The sequence below is a fragment of the Streptomyces chisholmiae genome (genome assembly GCF_031845445.1).
Lineage (GTDB): Bacteria > Actinomycetota > Actinomycetes > Streptomycetales > Streptomycetaceae > Streptomyces > Streptomyces chisholmiae.
Genome location: NZ_JAVREO010000008.1, coordinates 63,794 through 83,256 on the forward strand (window position 1 = coordinate 63,794; position 19,463 = coordinate 83,256).

The window sequence follows — 19,463 nt, forward strand, 5'->3', positions numbered from 1 at the left end:
GATCGACTAACGACCGGATACGCTGCCTTGAACAACCCATCGAAAGATCAGGGGAGAGCGCTCGTGACCGTCGTTGGGCCCTTCGGGGTGAGCGTGCGGGACCCGGCCCTGGATGCCGAGGTCCAGGCGGGGCTTTCCGCCGTCGAGGCGGGGCTGATCGAAGCCACCAAGAGTGACGTCCCCTTGATAACGGAGGCCGCCCAGCACCTGGTGCGGGCCGGGGGCAAGCGGTTCCGCCCGCTGTTGTTGCTGCTGGCCGCGCGGTTCGGGGACCCGCAGGCGCCCGGCGTGGTGCCGGCCGCCGTGGTCGTCGAGCTGACCCACCTGGCCACGCTCTACCACGACGACATCATGGACGAGGCCGAGGTGCGGCGCGGGGTGGCCAGCGTCAACACCCGCTGGGACAACTCCGTGGCGGTGCTGACCGGCGACTTCCTCTTCTCCCGCGCCTCGTCGATAGTGGCCGAGCTGGGCAACGCCGCGGTGCGGGTGCAGGCCGAGGCCTTCGAGCGGCTGGTCACCGGGCAGATCCAGGAGACCCAGGGGCCGCGCCCCGGCGAGGACCCGATCGCGCACCACCTGGAGGTGGTGGCCGGCAAGACCGGCTCGCTGATCGCGGTGGCCGGCCGGATGGGCGCCCTGATGGCGGGCGCCACCGCGGCCACGGTCGAGGTGCTGGCCCGCTACGGGGAGCTGATCGGCGTCGCCTTCCAGCTGGCCGACGACGTGCTGGACATCGTCGGTGACCCGGCGGAGTCGGGCAAGGTGCCGGGGACCGACCTGCGCGAGGGCGTCGCCACGCTGCCGCTGCTGCGGCTGCGCGAGCTGGCCGCCGGCGAGGGCGCCCCCGGCGACCTGGCGCTGTTGGAGCTGCTCTCCGGTGACCTGTCGGACGAGGGGCGGCTGGCCGAGGCGCTGGCCGCGCTGCGGACGCACCGCGCGCTCGACCTGGCCCGCCAGGACGCCTGGTCGTACGCGGAGCGGGCCAGGCGGGTGCTGGCGCCGCTGCCCGACGGCCCGGCCAAGGACGCGCTGACCGACCTGTGTCAGAGCGTCTCCGACCGCACCCGCTGAGTCACCTCCGCTGCTCCCGGCGGCGGCCCGGCCGGGCGGTCCCGCGCGGCCGGCGCGCCGTCTCAGGGGTCGTCCCTGATCCCGGGCGTCCCGCCCCCTACGGGTAGCCCGAGCCGGGAGGCGGCAACCGTCATCCTCTGGTAGTACCCGAAAGCCCTCCCCGGTCGGATGCCCCGTGGCGGCCCAGCTGTTGCAATGGATAGGGCCACAAGGCGAGCGGAGGGGCATCTGATGGCTTTGCACAGGAACATCCGGCGCGCGGGGCTGCCGATCGCCGTGACGGCGGGCGTCGCGGCGATCGGCGTCGGGGTCTGGCCGGCCCTCGCCAGCGAAGGCAGTCCCGACCTGCCCGAGATGACGGCCGAGGAGCTGCTGGTGCTGGTGGCCGAGTCGGACACGGCCCAGCTCTCCGGCACCGTCCAGGTGGACAACGGCCTGAACATCCCCGACGCGGGCGGCATCGCCAACCGGGTGCTGGGCGACGTCGAGGGCCCGGCGGGCCGGCTCGCCGCCCTGGCGACCGGCGAGGGCACGCTGCGGGTGGCCGTGGACGGCCCGGACCGGCAGCGCCTGGCGCTGGTGGACGGCCCCGAGGAGTTCACCGTCATCCACAACGGCGACCAGCTGTGGGCCTACGACAGCGAGAGCAACACGGCCTACCAGGCCGACCTGGCCGGCTTCGAGGCGGCGGGCGAGCAGCCCCAGCCGGAGGCGGTGGACGCCTGGCTGGGCGACCTCACCCCGCAGGAGGCCGCCGAGCGGCTGCTGACCGAGGCGGAGCGGGCCGCGGACGTCGAGGTGGCCGGCACCGGCCGGGTAGCCGGTCGTGACGTGTACCAGCTGACGATCGAGCCGCACGAGGCGGTCGGGCCGCTGGCCTCGGCGCGGATCTCGGTGGACGCCGAGACGGGCGTGCCGCTGGCGGTGCGCGGGGAGTCGACGAGCGGGCCGACCGTCGAGGTGGCCTTCACCCAGGTCGACTTCGCGCCGCCGGCCGGCGGGGCGTTCCAGTTCTCGCCGCCGGCCGACGCCGAGGTGCTGCGGGCGGACCCGGCCGAGCCGTTCGGCGGGCTGCTGGACGAGCTGCTGCCCGAGGCGCTGCCCGAGGGCCTGGCCGCCCCCGAGCTGACCGATGAGCTGCGGGACGGTCTGTCCCAGGAGCTGACCGAGGAGGAGCTGGCCGAGCTGCGGGAGGGGCTGCCGGAGGCGGAGCTGGCCGAGCTCTCGGACCGCCTCGCCGAGGAACTGCCGGGCCTGGCCGAGCTGTTGGACGAGGTGCTGCGCTGACGCCGGAACGCGGAGCGCCGTTGACTCCCCGGGGCCGCCGGCCCCGGGGAGTCGCGCGTGGGCCGCGCCTCAGCCGATGTTGACGGAGGCGGACTCCAGGGCGAGGCCGGGCAGTTCCCAGGTGTCGAGCAGCTCCGCGTAGGCGCCGTCGTCGATCATGGACTGCACGGCCTGTTCGACGACGTCGCGCAGCGTCTCGTTGTCCTCGGGGACGGCGATGCCGCTGGGCAGCACGGCGACCTGGCCCTCGGTGGCCCACAGCCCGCTGTCGGGGTGCTTGGCGAGGAAGTCGACGGCGCCCGAGTAGGGCATGACGAGCCCGGCCACCTCGCCCGCGTCGACCATGGCCGTCATCTCCTCCATCGTCCGGGCGTTCTCGACCTCGATGCTTCCCGTCGGGCAGTTGCCGCTCTGGAAGGCGATGGCGTTGTGGAGCTGCTCGGACTCCCAGGTCACCACGTTCTTGCCGCACACGTCGAGGAAGGCGCGGGCCCCCGAGTCCTGGGGGACGATCAGCACCAGCCCCTCCTGGAGGTGGTTGACGAACGAGACCCGCCGGCTGTCCCGCAGCACCGGGGTGTCCTGGAGGCCGCCCAGCGCCAGCTGGTCGATCTCGCCGGCCGCTGAGGCGACCGACAGCGCGTTGAGCATCGCGTCGTAGTCCGGGGTGGGGGTGAAGTCGATCCGCACGCCCAGGCGTCGGCCGATCTCCAGCGCCAGATCGTGCTCCAGCCCGGCCACCTGGTTGCCCTCCTCGACGTACATCAGGGGGGTGGCGTAGGTGCCGGCGCGGACGGTGAGCCGGCCCGCCAGGCGTACGCTCTCCGGCAGTTGGTCGAAGAGCGGCGCCCCCGGGTCGCCCTGGTAGCCGTCGTCGTCCTCGTCCGGAGCGGGGGCGTCCGTCGGCTCGGTGGCGTCGTTCGTGTCGGTGGGCGTCGTGGGCTCGCCGCCGGCGTTCGGCGGCTCCTCGTCGCCCGAGAGCGCGTTGACGACCAGCACCGTGCCGGCGATCACCGCCAGCACCGTGACGCCGGCGAGCAGCGCCTGGCGCCGCCGCCGCGCGGGTGGTGGCGGCGGAGGCGGCAGGGTCGGCGCGAGCGTGCCCAGGCCGCCGGTCGGGGTGCGCGGGTCGCCGGCGGCCGGTGGCGGGGTGCCCCAGCCGGGCGGCGGGGTGGCCGGCGCGGCCGGCGCGCCGGCCCGCGGCTCGGGTCGCGGGCCGTCCAGGTTGAGCAGCCGCGCCGCGTCGCGGCCGAGCTGGGCGGTGAGTTGGGGCGGCAGCCACAGCTCGGAAGGACCGGCGTGCTGGCCGACGTAGGGCAGGAGTTCGGGCAGGGTGGGGCGCCGGGCGGCGTCCTTGCCGAGGCAGTGCTGGACGAGGTAGCGCAGTGGTCCGGCCAGCGGCCCGTCCTCCGAGCCCAGCTCCGGGTCCTCGTGCAGCACCCGGTAGAGCACGGTGTGCAGCGAGGGCCGGTCGGGGGCGAACGGCGCTTCGCCGGTGGTGGCGTAGGCGAGCACGGCGCCGAAGGCGAACACGTCGGCCGCGGTGCTGACCCGTTCGCCGCGGATCTGCTCCGGCGCCATGTAGCCGGGGGAGCCGACCATGGAGCCGGTGCGGGTGGCCTTGCTGGCGTCCACCGCGTGCGCGATGCCGAAGTCGATGACCTTGGGGCCGTCCAGCGTGATCAGGACGTTGGAGGGCTTGAGGTCGCGGTGGATCAGCCCCTTGCCGTGGATGTCCGTCAGGGCGTGCAGCAGCCCCTGGGCGAGCACCCAGACGGTGGCCGGCGGCAGCGCGCCGTGCTGGCCGACCACGTCGGAGAGCGAGGGGCCCGGCACGTAGCCGGTGGCGACCCAGGGCACCGCCGAGCTGGTGTCGCTGTCCAGCACGGGTGCGGTCCAGTCGCCGCTGACCCGGCTGGCGGCCGCCACCTCCCGCTGGAAGCGCCGCCGGAACTCGGGGTCGGACGCCAGGTGCGCGTGCACCAGCTTGATGGCCGCCGTCCGTCCGCCGGGGGAGCGGCCGAGGTAGACCTCCCCCATACCGCCCGCCCCGAGCCGGCCCAACAGCCGGTAGGGGCCGACACTCGACGGTTGCTCCGGGCTGAGGGGCTGCACGTCGCCGCCTCCCCCTTTCGTCTCGGCTGCCTGACCGGTCCGGCACCCGTGGCGGGCCCGTCGGGGCCGCGCGGAACGGGCCGGCGCCCGGGGCTCCCCTCCCCGGGCCGGGGCGCGAACCCCCGGCCGTGGCATAGGACTTCCCGCCTGGCCGGTTGGTTGCACCGGACGGTCACTCTACGCCCGCGTGGCCTGCCACCCGTGCCGGGCGAAGCCCGCACGGCCGCCCGGGGTCAGCGGACCCGTTGCAGCACCGGGCGTTCGGCGCTGGGCGTGCCCTGGTGGAGCAGCAGCCACCCGTCGTCCGGCGGGAGGGCGGCGAGCAGTTGGGCCTCCATCCGCTCCTGGGTGGGGTGCAGCCGGCCGCGCCACACCCGCTCCCCGGTGCGTGGGTCGAAGGAGGACAGCTCGGTGCGGTCGGTGGGGGCGGTGCGCTGGTTGAGCACGGTGATCCGCCCGTCCTGTCGGGTGAGGCCGACGACCTCCCCGTCGAAGTCGGCCGAGCGCCACACCTCGGTGCCGTCCCGCAGCGAGTAGCCGGCCAGCCGGGCCCTGGTGTGCCAGCGCTCGCCGTGCCGGGTCCGCACGGGATACCGGTCGGAGTCCTGCCAGTGCCGCACCACCAGCAGGTCGTCCACGACCGTGGTGCCGCGCAGCGGGACGGCGCTGAAGGCGCCGGGCGCCAGCTGGTGACGCAACGTCAACCCCTGCGTTTCGACGGCGAGTTCGACCGGCCGCTCGGCGGTTTCCGGCACCCGGTAGAGCGTCGCGGCGCTGTGCACCAGCAGGGGCTCGACGGAGACGACGTCGAGGTCGCCGGGGAGCGAGCCGTGCGGCAGCGGGTGCCGGCTCAACTCGGTGCCGTCGGCCGGGTCCCGTCGGCTGACCACCACATGCCGCCCGATCTCCGGGTCCTCGACACAGAACTCGACGGTCGCCAACCGGTCGCCTTCGCCGGCCACCCCGACGGGGGCGCAGCCGTCGGCGGCCTCGGCCGTCCACAGCTCCGTGCCGTCCGCCGTCGTCAGGCCACGGAAGCCGGCCGCCGGCTCGGACAGCACGGCGGCCGGCCCGGCCAGCGCCAACTGGCCGGTGGGCGGCGCCTCGTCGCCGGGCGCGGGGGCGGCGGCCGTGGTGTCGGTCCGGAAGGAGTCGCCGCCGGCGAACCCGGCCGACCACAGCGGCTGCCCGTCGGCCGGGTCGAGGGCCACCGCGGTGTCGCACCGCGCGGCGTCGGGCGCGCGCAGCGCCAGCAACAGGACGCCAGGGGCGGGGTGTTCGGCGGCGGCGCAGAAGCGCCGACCGTCCGGCGGGCGCCAGGCCCAGCGGGTGGCGCCGTCCGTCACCGCGTGCGCGGTCAACTCCCCGCTGGTCAGCCGCACCAGCGTGCCCTCCAGCGCCCAGGCGCCGGCGGTGACGCCCGCGCCGTCCGCCGGCCCTGGCGCGGTCTCCACCGCCCACACCGGCCGGATCGGGTCGCCCACCGCCAGCGCGCCGGACAGCAGCCAGGAGGTCGGCCCCAGCACCGCCCAGCCGCCCAGCAGGGCGAGCTTGCGCCGCGCGGACACCACCGAGGTGCGCACCAGCAGCATGAGCACGGTGGCCAGCGCGACCGGGAAAGCGGCCAGGAACACCGGCAGCGCGAGCCAGGCCGGCACGCCGGCGCCGTCCTGGGAGTACCGGGCGAAGAGCGGGTAGGCCACGGGCGCCAGCACGGCCAGGGCCGCGGTGCCCCAGAACTGGCGGCGTGGGCTGGGGCGGCGCGGCGGCCGGGAGCTGGGCCGGGGCGAGACCGGCCGGGTGGTGCTCCCCGAAGGGGCTGGCTGGGTCGGGCACTTGGTGGACGCGGTGGCCTCGGTGGCCTCGGCCAGCTTGGTGGGCGCGGTGGGCTTGGTGGGTTCGGCCGGCTTGGCGAGCGGGACGGCGGCTGGCCGGGGGGCCGCCGGTCGTCGTGGCTCCGGCCGCGCCAGCCCGACCAGCGTCAACCCCCAGGCGGTGACCAGCGCCAGCGCGACCAGCGCGAGCAGCCCGTCGTCCCACCCGGTCAACCGGGGGTGCAGCCAGTCGTTGCCCCACCACACGGCACAGGCGGCCAACACGCCCAGCGCGCCGCCGACCAGCCAGCCGCGCTGGACCGGGCCGCGCGCGCCGCGCGGCGGCAGGCCCACGTTCCGCTCCGCCGACCCGAAGGTGAGCAGGGACAGGATCAGCACCAGCAGCACGCCGGCGCCCCAGTCCGTCCAGCTGTCCTGCGGGACCTCGTGGACGGACTCCACCAGCATGTCGAGCGCGATGGAGAAGGGCACCAGCCCCAGCAGCAGGCCGTTGGTGCCGGCCAGCAGCAGCCGCCAGAGCGGGGTCCGCCCCGTGTCGTTCCGCAACGCCCGCCCTCCCCGGTGGATGTGGCGGCCCCCGCGCGGTGGTGCGGCGCGATCGGGCCCCACCCAGCCTCTCAGATGGCCGAAAAGCGTCAGCGGGGGGTGGTGGTGGCGCGGGTCAGGAAGCGCAGAACTCGTTGCCCTCCGGGTCCAGCAGGACGTGCCAGTGCCCCGCCGGGCCGTGGTTCTCCTCCCGCACCCAGGTGGCTCCCAACTCCCGCAACGAGGCGACGGTCTCGGCCAGTTGACCGGCCTCGCCGTGCACGTCCACATGCAGCCGGTTCTTGACCGTCTTGCGCTCCGGCACCTCCTGGAAGAGCAGCCGGCGGCCCAGGCCGACGTCGCTGGCCTCGTCGAACGGATCGTCCGGGTGCCGCACCGCGGCGAAGCCGCGGAACGCCAGCCGGCCGTCGTGCTCCACGACGGCCTCCGCCGGCAGTTGGCCGGCCGCGCGCAGCCCCTGGATCAGCGACGTCTGGTCCTCCACCTGGTATCCCAGGGCGGCGGCCCAGAACTCCGCCTGCCGCCGCGCGTCCACACTGTCGATCACGAGTTTCCAACCACGTACCATGTAACCAGTTATATCGGTGACGGCGAGCGCCGGGCAAGCGGCCGGGCCGGCTCGCCGCACCCGTACGGAGCGGAGCCGCGGGCGGGTTGGGGGTTGGTCAACGCGGTCGGTCGGCCGCGGGTGGCTGGTTAGGGTGGTGGCCATGAGTCCCGACTCCGGTGCCGCGCCCGGGCTGCGCCTGCGGTCCTGGACCGGCACCCCGTACCGCTTCGACCCCGGCGCGCTGGCGCTCGAACTGCTGCCGACCGGCGGCCCCGGCCCGTTCGCCCGCTACGAGGTGCTGCACGAGCCCGCTGACCTGGTCGGCTGGGCGCGGGACTGCCGGCTGCGGCCCACACCGGTGCTGACCGTGGCCCGTCGCGAGGTGCTCGCGGCCCGCCGACTGCGGGACGCGCTCTGGCAGTTGGCCCTGGCCAGGGTCGCCGGCGAGGACCTGCCGGCGGCCGGTCTCGCGGCGCTGAACGCGGCGGCCGCGCACCGCCCGCTGGTCCCGGCGCTCGCCGCCGACGGCTCCCGGACCTTCGGCGAACCCGCCACCGGCCGCCAGCTGTTGGCCACCGTCGCCCGGGACGCGGTGGAGCTGTTCGCCGGCCCGCACGCGCACCGCATCCGGGTCTGCTCGGCCGAGGACTGCTCGCTGGTCTACGTCGACACCTCCCGCCCCGGGCGCCGCCGCTGGTGTGCCATGGAGCACTGCGGCAACCTGCACAAGGCCCGCGCGCTGCGGGCCCGCCGGACCACCGCCGCCACCGCCGACGCCGCCACCGCCGATGCCGGGCCCAGGGCCGGTGCGGGGGCCGACCCGGAGCCGGGTGCCGAGGGAGCCTGACCCGGCCCGGTCAGCCGACCTGGCGGTCCCGGCCGGCGAGCAGACCGGCGCCGATCTGCGCCACCATCAGCGCCCCCATCAGCAGCAGCGGCGCCCGCCACCCGCCGCTGTGCTGGTAGAGCGCGCCGACCAGGACCGGGCCGGGGATGGCGAGCAGATAGCCGGTGCTCTGGGCGAACGCCGACAGCCTGGCCACGGTCGCGCCGTCCCGGCCGCGCATCGCGATCATGGTGAGCGCCAGCGGGAACGAGCAGTTGGCGATGCCGAGCAGCACCGCCCACAGCCACGGCGCGAAGGCCGGGTCCGCGGCCAGCCCGGCGTAGCCGGCCAGCCCGCACACCCCCACGGCCAGCGCGATCCCGCCCTGGTTCCGCAGCCGGCCGGCGACCGCGGACAGCGCGAACGACAGCGGCACCCCGAGCACCGAGGTGACCGCGAACAGCAGCCCCGCCGTCTCGGCCGAGAGCCCGGAGTCCCGGTAGATCTGCGGCAGCCAGCCGATGATCACATAGGCGGCGGTCGCCTGGAGGCCGAAGAACAGGGCCAGCGCCCAGGCGGTCGGGTTCCGGCGCAGCCCGGGACCTGCGGCCGGCCCGCCGGCCGTCGCCGGGGCGCCGCCCCCGGTCCCGGACCTGGCCAGCGCCAGCCAGGGCGGCACGGCGACCAGCGCCAGCGCCGCCCAGGCGCCGAGGCCGACCCGCCAGTCGCCGCCGAACGCCCCGGCCAGCGGCACGGTGACCGCGGCGGCGGTCGAGGCTCCCACGTTGAGCGCCATCGCGTAGACGCCGGTCATGGTGCCGACCCGGTCGGGGAAGCGCTGCTTGACCACCACCGGCAGCAGCACGTTGGCCACCGCGATGCCGGCCAGCGCGACGCCGCTCAGGGCCACGAACCCCACCGTGGCGCCGACCATCGGGCGCAGCGCCAGGCCGACCGCGACCGCCACCATGCCGGTCACGATGACCCGTTCGGGGCCGTGCCGGCGGGCCAGTCGGGGCGCGGCGAAGCCGACCAGCGCGAAGCAGGCCGCGGGGATGGAGGTGAGCGCGCCGGCGACGGTGGCGCTCATCCCGAGGCCGGCCCTGGCCTCCTCCAACACGGGCCCGAGGCTGGTGACCGCCGGCCTGAGGTTCAACGCGGCCAGCAGCAGCGCGGCCACCGCGAGCCAGCCCAGCCGGGCGGCCGTCCGGTCCCCGGCGGCCGCGGTGCCCTCGGCTCCGGCCGCGGCCCCCGGGGCCGGGGCGGAGCGCGCGGCGGGCGCGGCTTCGCCGGGGACGGGGCGCGGTTCCTCGGATGACATGGTGTCATCGTATAATCATGGGATGAGTCTACGTCCAGTGCCTCGGCCCTCCGGACTGTTCGACCAGGTGGTCGCCCAACTCCGCGAGGAGATCACCTCGGGCCGCTGGCCGGTGGGCACCCGCATCCCGACCGAGCCGGAGCTGGTCGAGCGGCTGGGCGTGGCCCGCAACACCGTGCGCGAGGCGGTGCGGGCCCTCGCCCACAACGGGCTGCTGGACATCCGGCACGGCTCCGGCACCTACGTCACCGCCACCAGCGAACTCGCCGGCGTGATGCGCCGCAGGTTCGCCGCCGCCGACCAGACCGACGTGATCGACGTCCGCGGCGCGCTGGAGACGACGGCCGCCCGGCTGGCAGCCACCCGGCGCACCCCGGCGGACCTCCGGCGGCTGGCCGCGCTGCTCGACCGCCGCGAGGCCGCCTGGGCGGCCGGCGACCGGGAGGGTTTCGTGGACGCGGACGCCGCCTTCCACCTCGGCGTGGTCGCCGCCTCCCACAACGAGGTGCTGGCCGGGCTCTACGCGGACCTCGGGCAGGTCATCCGGCACTCCCTGAGCGACCACTTCGCCACCGAGCTGCGGCCCGAGCAGTACATGGACCACGGCCGGCTGCTCGCCGCGATCCGCGCCGCCGAGCCCGCGGCGGCCGCGGCCGAGGCCGCCGCCCACACGGCCGACCGACCCGCCGGCTGCCCGACCCACCTCGCGGCCCCCCGGAACGGCGCGTGATCGGGTCGGCGTGCGGGTCGCCATGAGGCCCGCCGCCGCGCGGCCGCGCCGTCAGCCGTCCAGCAACGCCGCCAGGTAGGACTCCAACCGGCCGGTCAACAGCTCGGGCGTCAGGTCAGTCCGCCCCAACTCCCGCCACGGCCCGGCCACCTTCTCCGCGTCCGGGGCGAAGCCCAACGCGTCCAGCACCCGCCAGTACCGCCGGTCGTCGGCCCGCTCGGCCAGCACGCCGCCGGCCGCCAGGTAGTGCCGGTCGAAGTCCAGGCCGGCCGCCGGGCCGTGCGCCAGCGCCAGGGCGCTGGCGCAGTGCGCCACGTCCAGGTCGCTCGGGCCCCAGGAGGTCTCCACCCAGTCCACCACCCCGCTTACCCGCCCGGCGTCGTCGAAGAGCACGTTGCCCGGGTGGAAGTCCCGGTGCAGGAAACGGCCGACGAACGCCGGCGGCGGCCGGTCGATCACGGCGACCGCGCGGCGCCACAGCCCCGGCACGGCCGTCCCCGCCGGGACCCGCACCCGGTCGGGGGCGGTCCACGCCTGGTAGGCACGCGGCCGGTCGGCGCCCTCGGCCGACACCCGGTGCACCACGGCCAGCAGCCGCGCCAACTCCGCCGACCGGGCCGCGACCCGCCCGTCCTCGGCCACCCGCACCGCGCCCGGCAGCAGGGACATCAACAGCGAGGGCTCGGCCGCCGCCCGCCCCTCCGGGTCCACCGCCAGCGGCGTGGCCGCCGGCACCGGCGTCGCCGCCAGCTGCCCCAGCACCCGGAACTCGCGGCCCAGCAGCCCCGGCGCGTGCCGCCGGAAGAACGGGGTGACGAAGGACCGCAGCACCAGCTCCCGACCCGCGCCCGGCGCCGCGCCGGCCACCGTCAACCGGCACATCCGGGACGTCCAACCACCGCGCAGCGGCCGGACGGAGACGAGCCGCTCCCCCGGCGCCAGCTGGCGCCCGACCCAGGAACGGGTGGCCGCGGGCAGCACGCGATCAGACAGCACGCGAACTGGGAGTCTCCGCGGTGGCCGGCACATGGCTGGCCACCGTCCGCTGCCGCCGGCCGGCCTGCCGCAACACGTCCCAGGTCAGCACCGAGAGGGCGCCCCACACCAGGCCGAAGCCGAGCCACCGCTCCGGCGGCATCTCCTCGTGGAAGACGAACAGCCCCAGCAGGAACATGGTGCTGGGCGCGATGTACTGCATCAACCCCACCGTGGACAGCGGCAGTCGGACGGTCGCCGCGCCGAAGAAGATCAACGGCAGCGCGGTGGCCAGGCCGCTCAGCACCAGCAGCAGCGCGTGGCCGGGCCCCTCGGCGGTGAACGAGCCCTCGCCCCTGGCCCCCACCACCAGCAGCACGGCGAGCGCCGGCAGGAACTGGAACGCGGTGTCGGCGGTGAAGCCCTCCAGGCCGTCCAACGCCGTCTTCTTCTTCACCAGGCCGTAGGCGGCGAAGCTGACCGAGAGGGAGAGCGACAGCCAGGGCACCTGCCCGTACGCGACGCTCATCACCAGCACCGCCAGCACGCCGAGGCCGACGGCCACCCACTGCGCCGGCCGCAGCCGCTCGCGGAGCACCAGCACTCCGACGGCGATGGTCAGCAGCGGGTTGATGAAGTAGCCGAGGGACGCCTCAAGGACCCGGTCCTGGGCCACGCACCAGATGAAGACGGCCCAGTTGGCGGTGATCAGGGCGGCGGAGAGCAGCACCATGGCCAGCCGCTTCGGCTGCCGGAGCAGCGGGCCTATCCAGGACCAGTTGCGGACCAGGAGCAACAGCAGCAGGGCCGTCGGCATCGACCAGGCCATGCGGTGGGCGAGCAGCTCGACCACGTCGGTGTCGTCCAACAGCCGCCAGTAGAGCGGCAGCAACCCCCACATGCCGAAGGCCGCGAGCCCCAGCACCACCCCGGATCTGCTGGCCTTCGCCGTCCCCATCACCGACCACCTCCGCGCGCCGCTGGCCCACTCCGTCCCTGAACGTAGCGCCGGCACCCGGGCCTGTCATTCCCGTTTCTCCCAGCGGACAGGAACACCCGACGGCGTCCCCGTCCGGGGGGCATCGTGCGATGGCTCAGTCGATCTCGTTGAGATCGATGTCCACCGGGAAGGGGACCGGGACCTTCAGCTGGTCGTGGTAGATGCCGGTGGGCACATAGCTCCCGCCCGTCGGGTCGAGCTCGTAGACATAGACCACCGGGCGGCCCTGCTGGCGTTCCACCCGCCAGAAGTGGGTGATGCCGGCCGCCGCGTACTTGAACGGTTTGCTCTCCCGGTCGCGCGCTCGCGACTCGGCGGAGACCACTTCCACCGCCAGCACCACGTCCTCCGGCCGGAAGGTGGTCTGTTCCGGGTTCGCGTAGGCGTCCGCGCGAGTCACCAGCACATCGGGCTCCGGACGGTTCTTCCCGTCGATGGTCACCGTCATTTCACGGTAGACCCGATACTCGCTGGGCGCCGCCTGCCGGAGACGCTGCTTGAGGAGGTCGACGACCTCCGAGTGAAAGACCGTTTGTGGGGTCACGAAAACCAGGCTCCCGTCGATCAGCTCCGTGTGGGGAGGCAGGTTCGGCAGCTGGTCCAGGTCGTCCGAGGTGTAGCCGTCCTGGGGGGGACGCGGCCACTGGTAAGTGGAGTTGGGCTCAACGCTCATTAGTACTGCTCCCATGCGCCCGATCCTCACAGACTCGTTCAGGGTAGCCGCCGGATACGACAATCCCCCACCCGAACGTGCGGGCGGGGGACTGGCGTGTTGACGAAGCCGCAGGTCAGCCGGCCACCGTCCAGGTGTCGCCGCCGGCCAGCAGCGCGGCCAGGTCGCCCTTGCCGCGGCGCTCGACCGCCTGCTCCAGCTGCTCCGCCATCTGGTCCTCGTAGGTCGCCCGCGGCACGCTGCGGAAGACCCCGATCGGCGTCCGGTGCAGCGTGTGCGGGTCGGCGAGCCGGGAGAGGGCGAACGCGGTGGTCGGGCTGGCCGCGTGCGCGTCGTGCGTCAGGACGCCGTCGGTGCCCTCGGTGGCCACGTCGACCACCCGCAGGTCGCCCGTCGCCGGGTCGCGGACCACGCCCTTCTCGCCCAGGCCGTCCTCGGCCGGCAGGCCGAAACGGATCGGCTCGCCGTGCTCCAGCCGGATCACCGCCTCCTGCGCCTGCTTCTTGTCCTTCAGCACCTCGAAGGCGCCGTCGTTGAAGATGTTGCAGTTCTGGTAGATCTCCACCAGGGCCGAGCCGTGGTGCTCGGCGGCGGCCCGCAGCACGCCGGTCAGGTGCTTGCGGTCGGAGTCGACGGTGCGGGCCACGAAGGACGCCTCGGCGCCCAGGGCCAGCGAGACCGGGTTGAACGGGGTGTCCAGCGAGCCCATCGGCGTGGACTTGGTGATCTTGCCGGGCTCGGAGGTCGGCGAGTACTGGCCCTTGGTGAGCCCGTAGATCCGGTTGTTGAAGAGCAGGATCTTCAGGTTCACGTTCCGGCGCAGCGCGTGGATCAGGTGGTTGCCGCCGATGGAGAGCGCGTCGCCGTCGCCGGTGACCACCCAGACCGACAGGTCCCGCCGGGCCGCGGCCAGGCCGGTGGCGATCGTCGGGGCCCGGCCGTGGATGGAGTGCATCCCGTACGTGTTGAGGTAGTAGGGGAAGCGGGACGAGCAGCCGATGCCGGAGACGAAGACGATGTTCTCCCGGGCCAGGCCCAGCTCCGGGAGGAAGCCCTGCACGGCCGCCAGCACGGCGTAGTCACCGCAGCCGGGGCACCAGCGGACCTCCTGGTCGGACTTGAAGTCCTTGGCGGTCTGCGGCGACTCGGCGCTCGGGACCAGGGCCAGCGACGAGCGGGGCTGGAAGGGCGCCTCAGTGGACATCGTCCAGAGCCTCCTTGAAAGCGGACGCGAGCTGTTCGGCCTTGAACGGCAGCCCGGTGACCTGGGTCAGCGACCGGACGTCGACCAGGTACCTGGCGCGCAGCAGCAGCGCCAGCTGGCCCAGGTTCATCTCGGGGAGCACCACCCGGTCGTAGGAGCGCAGCACCTCGCCCAGGTTGGCGGGCAGCGGGTTCAGGCTGCGCAGGTGGGTCTGCGCCAGCTTGCCGCCGGCCCGGCGGACCCGCCGCACGGCCGCCGTGATCGGGCCGTAGGTGGAGCCCCAGCCCAGGACCAGCACCCGGGCCTCGCCGCTCGGGTCGTCGACCGCCACGTCGTCCACCACGACGCCGTCCACCTTGGCCTGGCGGATGCGCACCATGTGCTCGTGGTTGGCCGGGTCGTAGCTGATGTTGCCCGTGCCGTCCTGCTTCTCGATGCCGCCGATGCGGTGCTCCAGGCCGGGCGTGCCGGGCACCGCCCAGGGGCGGGCCAGCGTCGTCTCGTCCCGCAGGTACGGCCAGAACACCTCGCTGCCGTCCGGCAGCGTGTGGTTCGGCCCGGTGGCGAACTGGACCCGCAGGTCGGGCAGCTCGGCCTGCTCCGGGACGCGCCACGGCTCGGAGCCGTTGGCCAGGTAGCCGTCGGAGAGCAGGAAGACCGGGGTCCGGTAGGTCAGCGCGATGCGCGCCGCCTCCAGGGTGGCCGCGAAGCACTCGCCCGGCGTGGCCGGCGCCACGATCGGCACCGGCGCCTCGCCGTTCCGTCCGAACATCGCCTGCAGCAGGTCGGCCTGCTCGGTCTTGGTCGGCAGGCCGGTCGACGGGCCGCCGCGCTGGATGTCGATGATCAGCAGCGGCAGCTCCAGCGAGACGGCCAGCCCGATGGCCTCCGACTTCAGCGCCACGCCGGGGCCCGAGGTGGTGGTCACGCCGAGCGAGCCGCCGAAGGACGCGCCCAGCGCCGCGCCGATGCCGGCGATCTCGTCCTCGGCCTGGAAGGTGCGGACCCCGAAGTTCTTGTGCTTGGACAGCTCGTGCAGCACGTCGGAGGCCGGGGTGATCGGGTAGGACCCCAGGAAGACCGGCAGCTCCGCCAGCTCGCCGGCGGCCACCAGGCCGTAGGCCAGCGCCAGGTTGCCCGAGATGTTCCGGTAGGTGCCGGCGGGGAACGCCGAGCTGGCCGGGGCGACCTCGTAGGAGACCGCGAAGTCCTCCGTCGTCTCGCCGAAGTTCCACCCGGCGCGGAACGCCGTGATGTTGGCCTCGGCGATCTCCGGCCGCTTGGCGAACTTCGAGCGCAGGAACGCCTCGGTGTTCTCCGTCGGCCGGTGGTACATCCAGGACAGCAGGCCGAGCGCGAACATGTTCTTGGAGCGGCCGGCCTCCTTGCGGGTCAGCCCGTACTCCTTGAGCGCCTCCACGGTGAGCGTGGTCAGCGGCACCTCGTGCACCCGGTAGGCGGCGAGCGAGTCGTCCTCCAGCGGGTTCCCCGCGTAGCCGACCTTGGCCAGCGCCCGGGAGCTGAACTCGTCCGTGTTGACGATGATCTCCGCGCCCCGCGGCAGATCCGCCAGGTTGGCCTTGAGGGCCGCCGGGTTCATCGCCACCAGCACGTCGGGGGCGTCACCCGGGGTGAGGATGTCGTGGTCGGCGAAGTGGACCTGAAACGAGGAGACACCGGGCAGCGTGCCGGCAGGCGCGCGGATTTCCGCCGGAAAGTTCGGCAGCGTGGAGAGGTCGTTCCCCAACGAGGCCGTCTCCGAAGTGAATCGGTCGCCTGTCAACTGCATTCCGTCGCCGGAATCCCCCGCGAACCGGATGATGACCCGGTCCAGACGTTTCACGTCCTTGTGGGCCCGGCTCCCCTTGACCTCGGTGGTCACTGCTGTAGCCCTCCTCTGAGGCGGCTCTTGTCGGCCATGGTACGGGGAGTAAGGGTTGCCTTCCCATGGCGGTGGCGGATCGCCGCCGCCCACTCACCGCCGGTGACCGAACGCCGTGCTTCCGACGCCCTCACCTGGTCCCCCCGTTCCGCCGTCGGATTGTCCAACTCCGCCTGACGCACGCGTTGTTCGCCTCACCACAAGCGTGGCAGGGGGCTAGGAGTTGAGATAGGTGAGAACTGCCAGAACCCGCCGGTGATCTGTGTCACTCTGCGCCAAACCGAGCTTCATGAAGATGTTGCTCACATGCTTTTCCACCGCGCCGTGACTTACCACGAGTTGTTGCGCGACCGCGGAGTTCGTACGGCCCTCGGCCATCAGACCCAGGACCTCTCTTTCCCGCGGGGTCAGCCCGGCGAGCACGTCCTGCTTCCGGCTCCGGCCGAGCAGCTGCGCGACCACCTCCGGGTCCAGCGCCGTGCCGCCCTCCGCCACCCGGGTCACCGCGCCGACGAAGTCGCTGACGTCCGCCACCCGGTCCTTCAACAGGTAGCCGACGCCCCGGCTGGAGCCGGCGATCAGCTCCGTCGCGTACTGCTCCTCCACGTACTGGGAGAGCACCAGCACCCCCAGCTCCGGATACCGCTGCCGCAGCCGCACCGCCGCCCTGACCCCCTCGTCGGTGTGGGTCGGCGGCATCCGCACGTCGGCCACCACCACGTCCGGCACGCCGTCGCCAGCCGCCAGCCGGTCGATCGCGGCGACCAGCGCCTCCGCGTCCCCGACCGCGGCCACCACCTCGTGCCCCCGGTCGTTCAACAGGCGGGTCAACCCGTCCCGCAGCAGCACCGAGTCCTCGGCGATGACTACCCGCACGTCTCCACTCCCCGCTCGCCCCGATCCGCGACCAGCATCTCACCTCGGCCCGAGCCCGCCGCCCGGCGGACGCCCGCCGGCCGAGCCGTCGCGGTCGCGCCAGGGGAGTTCGGCGGTGATGGTGGTGGGTCCGCCGTGGGGGGAGTCGATGGCGAGGAGTCCGTCGACGGCGGTGAGGCGTTCGGCGAGGCCGGCGAGGCCGCTGTTGGGGGTGGGGGTGGCGCCGCCTTGGCCGTCGTCGGTGATCTGGAGCATGAGGCGGTGGTGGGTGCGCCAGATTTCGAGGTGGGCGTGGTGGGCGTTGCTGTGTTTGCTGATGTTCTGGAGGAGTTCGCTGGTGGTGAAGTAGGCGATGCCTTCGATGGCGGGGGCTGGGCGTTGGTCGAGGTCGATGTCGATGGTGACGGGGACGGTGCAGCGGGTGGCGACGGCGGAGAGTGCGGGGCCGAGGCCGCGGTCGGTGAGGACGGCGGGGTGGATGCCGCGGGCGAGGTCGCGGAGTTCCTGGAGGGCGAGTTTGATCTCGCCGTGGGCTTCGTCGACCATGCGGGCTGCGGCTTCGGGGTCCTGGGTGAGTTTCTCCTTGGCGAGGCCGAGGTCCATGGCGAGCGCGACCAGCCGGGCCTGTGCCCCGTCGTGCAGATCCCGCTCGATCCGCCGCAGATCAGCGGCCGAGGTGTCCACCACCACCGACCGGTCCTCCTCCAGCTGCCACACCCGGGCCGCCGCCGACGATGGCCCCAGCAGCGCCGCCACCAGTGCCCGGTCCACCGCCGCCATGCCGCGGATCAGCGCCCCGCCGGCGACCAGCAGCAGCAGCCCGACCGCCGCGACCATGGCCACCTCCAGCGGGTTGTCCCAGACCCAGCCGCCGCCCTCGTCACCCACGTTGATCCCCGGCTTCTCGTCCAGCGCCCAGAACCACAGCGGGTAGCTCAGCGCGCCGAAGCCGCCGGCCCAGACCACCGCCATCACCGTGAACGTCACGATCGCCCAGGGCAGGTGGACCAGCGCGTAGGCGGTGGCCCGCCAGGACGCGTTGTTCCGCAGCACCGCGCCGATCCAGGCCAGCAGCCCGGCCTTGCCGTCCCGGGTCCGCAGCGGGTCGGGCGGCGGCACCCGCTGGCCGAGCAGCAGCCGCGCCCGGCCCCGCTCCAGCGAGCCGAAACCGCGCAGGAAGAGCAGCACCAGCGCCATCAGCGGCAGCCCGACGAAGGTGATCAGCAGCGCGCCGGAGACGGCCAGCCCGGCGAACGCGCTGACGAACCCGGCCAGCGCCAGCGGCAGGTTCAGCAGCGCGTACAGCCCCTCCCGCCAGGTGCGGGCCCCGAATGTCAGACGTAGGACGGTCATCGGGCCGCCCTCCCTTCGTGCTTCTTCCCGTCGCGGTCGCGCCAGGGGAGTTCGGCGGTGATGGTGGTGGGTCCCCCGTGGGGGGAGTCGATGGCGAGGAGTCCGTCGACGGCGGTGAGGCGTTCGGCGAGGCCGGCGAGGCCGCTGTTGGGGGTGGGGGTGGCGCCGCCTTGGCCGTCGTCGGTGATCTGGAGCATGAGGCGGTGGTGGGTGCGCCAGATTTCGAGGTGGGCGTGGTGGGCGTTGCTGTGTTTGCTGATGTTCTGGAGGAGTTCGCTGGTGGTGAAGTAGGCGATGCCTTCGATGGCGGGGGCTGGGCGTTGGTCGAGGTCGATGTCGATGGTGACGGGGACGGTGCAGCGGGTGGCGACGGCGGAGAGTGCGGGGCCGAGGCCGCGGTCGGTGAGGACGGCGGGGTGGATGCCGCGGGCGAGGTCGCGGAGTTCCTGGAGGGCGAGTTTGATCTCGCCGTGGGCTTCGTCGACCATGCGGGCTGCGGCTTCGGGGTCCTGGGTGAGTTTCTCCTTGGCGAGGCCGAGGTCCATGGCGAGCGCGACCAGCCGGGCCTGTGCCCCGTCGTGCAGATCCCGCTCGATCCGCCGCAGATCAGCGCTGGCCGTGTCGGTGACGATCACCCGGTCCGACTCCAGCTCGGCGATCCGCCGCTCCAGCTCGTCCGACGGCGACAGCAGCACCCGCACCAGCGCCCGGTCCACCTGGCTCAGGTAGCGGGCCGTCCAGGGCAGCACCGGCCAGGCCACGAACAGCGAGACCAGCACCACGCCGAAGGTCAGCAGCGCCCACGGCAGGTGCACCACGACGAACAGCGCGCTCCGCCAGCCCACCGGGTCCCGCAGCGCCGACCACAGCCAGTTGAAGAAGCCCGCCCCCCGGTGGGCGCGCAGCGGGCTCGGCTCCTCCACCTCGACGCCCAGCAGCGCCCTGGCCCGCGCCCGCTCCAGCCGGCCGAACTGCCGGCAGCCCAGCAGCCCGAGCGCCAGCACCGGCAGGCCGACGACGGTCACCGCCAGCAGCGCGCCGAGGAACAGCCAGGCCAGCACGCAGCCGAAGGCGACCAGCTGGAGCAGCCAGCTGGACAGCAGGTAGACACACTCCCGCCAGGTCGCCGCGGACAGCGGCGCCCTGGGCGGTGGCAACGACTCCGCCGCCCGCCCGGTCCGGGCGGCGGCACTCCCTCGGCTGGTCACGGGACAAG

16 protein-coding genes are annotated in these 19,463 nt (G+C 74.1%); 4 read left to right on the plus strand and 12 right to left on the minus strand.

Annotated features, from left to right (window positions below):
- The first annotated feature begins 63 nt into the window (after positions 1 to 63).
- Together RM844_RS15055 and RM844_RS15060 are read left to right on the plus strand one after the other, a co-directional pair.
- A complete protein-coding gene (locus RM844_RS15055; protein WP_311667691.1) occupies positions 64 to 1,074 on the plus strand; it encodes a polyprenyl synthetase family protein in 1,011 nt (336 codons plus the stop codon).
- 231 nt (positions 1,075 to 1,305) lie between these two features.
- Entirely contained in the window at positions 1,306 to 2,361 is a 1,056-nt protein-coding gene (locus RM844_RS15060) for a LolA family protein (RefSeq protein WP_311667692.1), read from the plus strand.
- Between the two features lie 69 nt (positions 2,362 to 2,430).
- Here the strand turns inward: RM844_RS15060 and RM844_RS15065 are convergent, their stop codons facing one another.
- From RM844_RS15065 to RM844_RS15075, 3 genes are all read right to left on the minus strand, one after another.
- On the minus strand, positions 2,431 to 4,476 hold the full coding sequence (locus RM844_RS15065) for a protein kinase domain-containing protein (RefSeq protein ID WP_311667693.1): 2,046 nt from the start codon (positions 4,474 to 4,476) through the stop codon (positions 2,431 to 2,433).
- Between the two features lie 233 nt (positions 4,477 to 4,709).
- Positions 4,710 to 6,857: an outer membrane protein assembly factor BamB family protein gene (locus RM844_RS15070; RefSeq protein ID WP_311667694.1), complete on the minus strand. Its 2,148-nt coding sequence runs from the start codon at positions 6,855 to 6,857 to the stop codon at positions 4,710 to 4,712.
- Positions 6,858 to 6,972: 115 nt separating this feature from the next.
- Positions 6,973 to 7,425: a VOC family protein gene (locus tag RM844_RS15075; RefSeq protein WP_311667695.1), complete on the minus strand. Its 453-nt coding sequence runs from the start codon at positions 7,423 to 7,425 to the stop codon at positions 6,973 to 6,975.
- A gap of 142 nt (positions 7,426 to 7,567) precedes the next feature.
- Here RM844_RS15075 and RM844_RS15080 point away from each other — a divergent pair, with 142 nt between their 5' ends.
- Positions 7,568 to 8,254: a CGNR zinc finger domain-containing protein gene (locus tag RM844_RS15080; protein ID WP_311667696.1), complete on the plus strand. Its 687-nt coding sequence runs from the start codon at positions 7,568 to 7,570 to the stop codon at positions 8,252 to 8,254.
- A gap of 10 nt (positions 8,255 to 8,264) precedes the next feature.
- Here the strand turns inward: RM844_RS15080 and RM844_RS15085 are convergent, their stop codons facing one another.
- The gene (locus tag RM844_RS15085; RefSeq protein WP_311667697.1) at positions 8,265 to 9,554 is read right to left on the minus strand and encodes a CynX/NimT family MFS transporter; all 1,290 of its coding nucleotides are present in this window, start codon (positions 9,552 to 9,554) and stop codon (positions 8,265 to 8,267) included.
- Positions 9,555 to 9,576: 22 nt separating this feature from the next.
- Here RM844_RS15085 and RM844_RS15090 point away from each other — a divergent pair, with 22 nt between their 5' ends.
- On the plus strand, positions 9,577 to 10,284 hold the full coding sequence (locus tag RM844_RS15090) for a FadR/GntR family transcriptional regulator (protein ID WP_311667698.1): 708 nt from the start codon (positions 9,577 to 9,579) through the stop codon (positions 10,282 to 10,284).
- A 51-nt stretch (positions 10,285 to 10,335) separates the two neighbouring features.
- Here the strand turns inward: RM844_RS15090 and RM844_RS15095 are convergent, their stop codons facing one another.
- The 8 genes from RM844_RS15095 to RM844_RS15130 form a co-directional block, all read right to left on the minus strand.
- Complete coding sequence (locus tag RM844_RS15095) at positions 10,336 to 11,277, minus strand: phosphotransferase family protein (RefSeq protein WP_394814519.1); 942 nt, start codon at positions 11,275 to 11,277, stop codon at positions 10,336 to 10,338.
- Positions 11,270 to 12,217, minus strand: a complete 948-nt coding sequence (gene rarD / locus RM844_RS15100) for an EamA family transporter RarD (protein WP_311667700.1) — start codon at positions 12,215 to 12,217, stop codon at positions 11,270 to 11,272. The genes RM844_RS15095 and rarD overlap by 8 nt, the downstream gene beginning before the upstream one ends.
- A gap of 136 nt (positions 12,218 to 12,353) precedes the next feature.
- On the minus strand, positions 12,354 to 12,932 hold the full coding sequence (locus tag RM844_RS15105; protein WP_311667701.1) for a Uma2 family endonuclease: 579 nt from the start codon (positions 12,930 to 12,932) through the stop codon (positions 12,354 to 12,356).
- Between the two features lie 115 nt (positions 12,933 to 13,047).
- Entirely contained in the window at positions 13,048 to 14,136 is a 1,089-nt protein-coding gene (locus RM844_RS15110; RefSeq protein ID WP_311667702.1) for a 2-oxoacid:ferredoxin oxidoreductase subunit beta, read from the minus strand.
- Positions 14,126 to 16,018 carry a 2-oxoacid:acceptor oxidoreductase subunit alpha gene (locus tag RM844_RS15115; RefSeq protein WP_311667703.1) on the minus strand — a complete coding sequence of 631 codons (1,893 nt, stop codon included), beginning with the start codon at positions 16,016 to 16,018 and terminating at the stop codon, positions 14,126 to 14,128. Before RM844_RS15115 ends, RM844_RS15110 begins: the two co-directional genes overlap by 11 nt.
- A 216-nt stretch (positions 16,019 to 16,234) precedes the next feature.
- Positions 16,235 to 16,894, minus strand: coding sequence for a response regulator transcription factor (locus RM844_RS15120; RefSeq protein ID WP_311667704.1), 660 nt, complete (start codon positions 16,892 to 16,894; stop codon positions 16,235 to 16,237).
- Between the two features lie 39 nt (positions 16,895 to 16,933).
- Positions 16,934 to 18,247: a sensor histidine kinase gene (locus tag RM844_RS15125; protein ID WP_311667705.1), complete on the minus strand. Its 1,314-nt coding sequence runs from the start codon at positions 18,245 to 18,247 to the stop codon at positions 16,934 to 16,936.
- Positions 18,244 to 19,404: a sensor domain-containing protein gene (locus tag RM844_RS15130; RefSeq protein WP_311667887.1), complete on the minus strand. Its 1,161-nt coding sequence runs from the start codon at positions 19,402 to 19,404 to the stop codon at positions 18,244 to 18,246. The genes RM844_RS15125 and RM844_RS15130 overlap by 4 nt, the downstream gene beginning before the upstream one ends.
- Positions 19,405 to 19,463 lie beyond the last annotated feature (59 nt).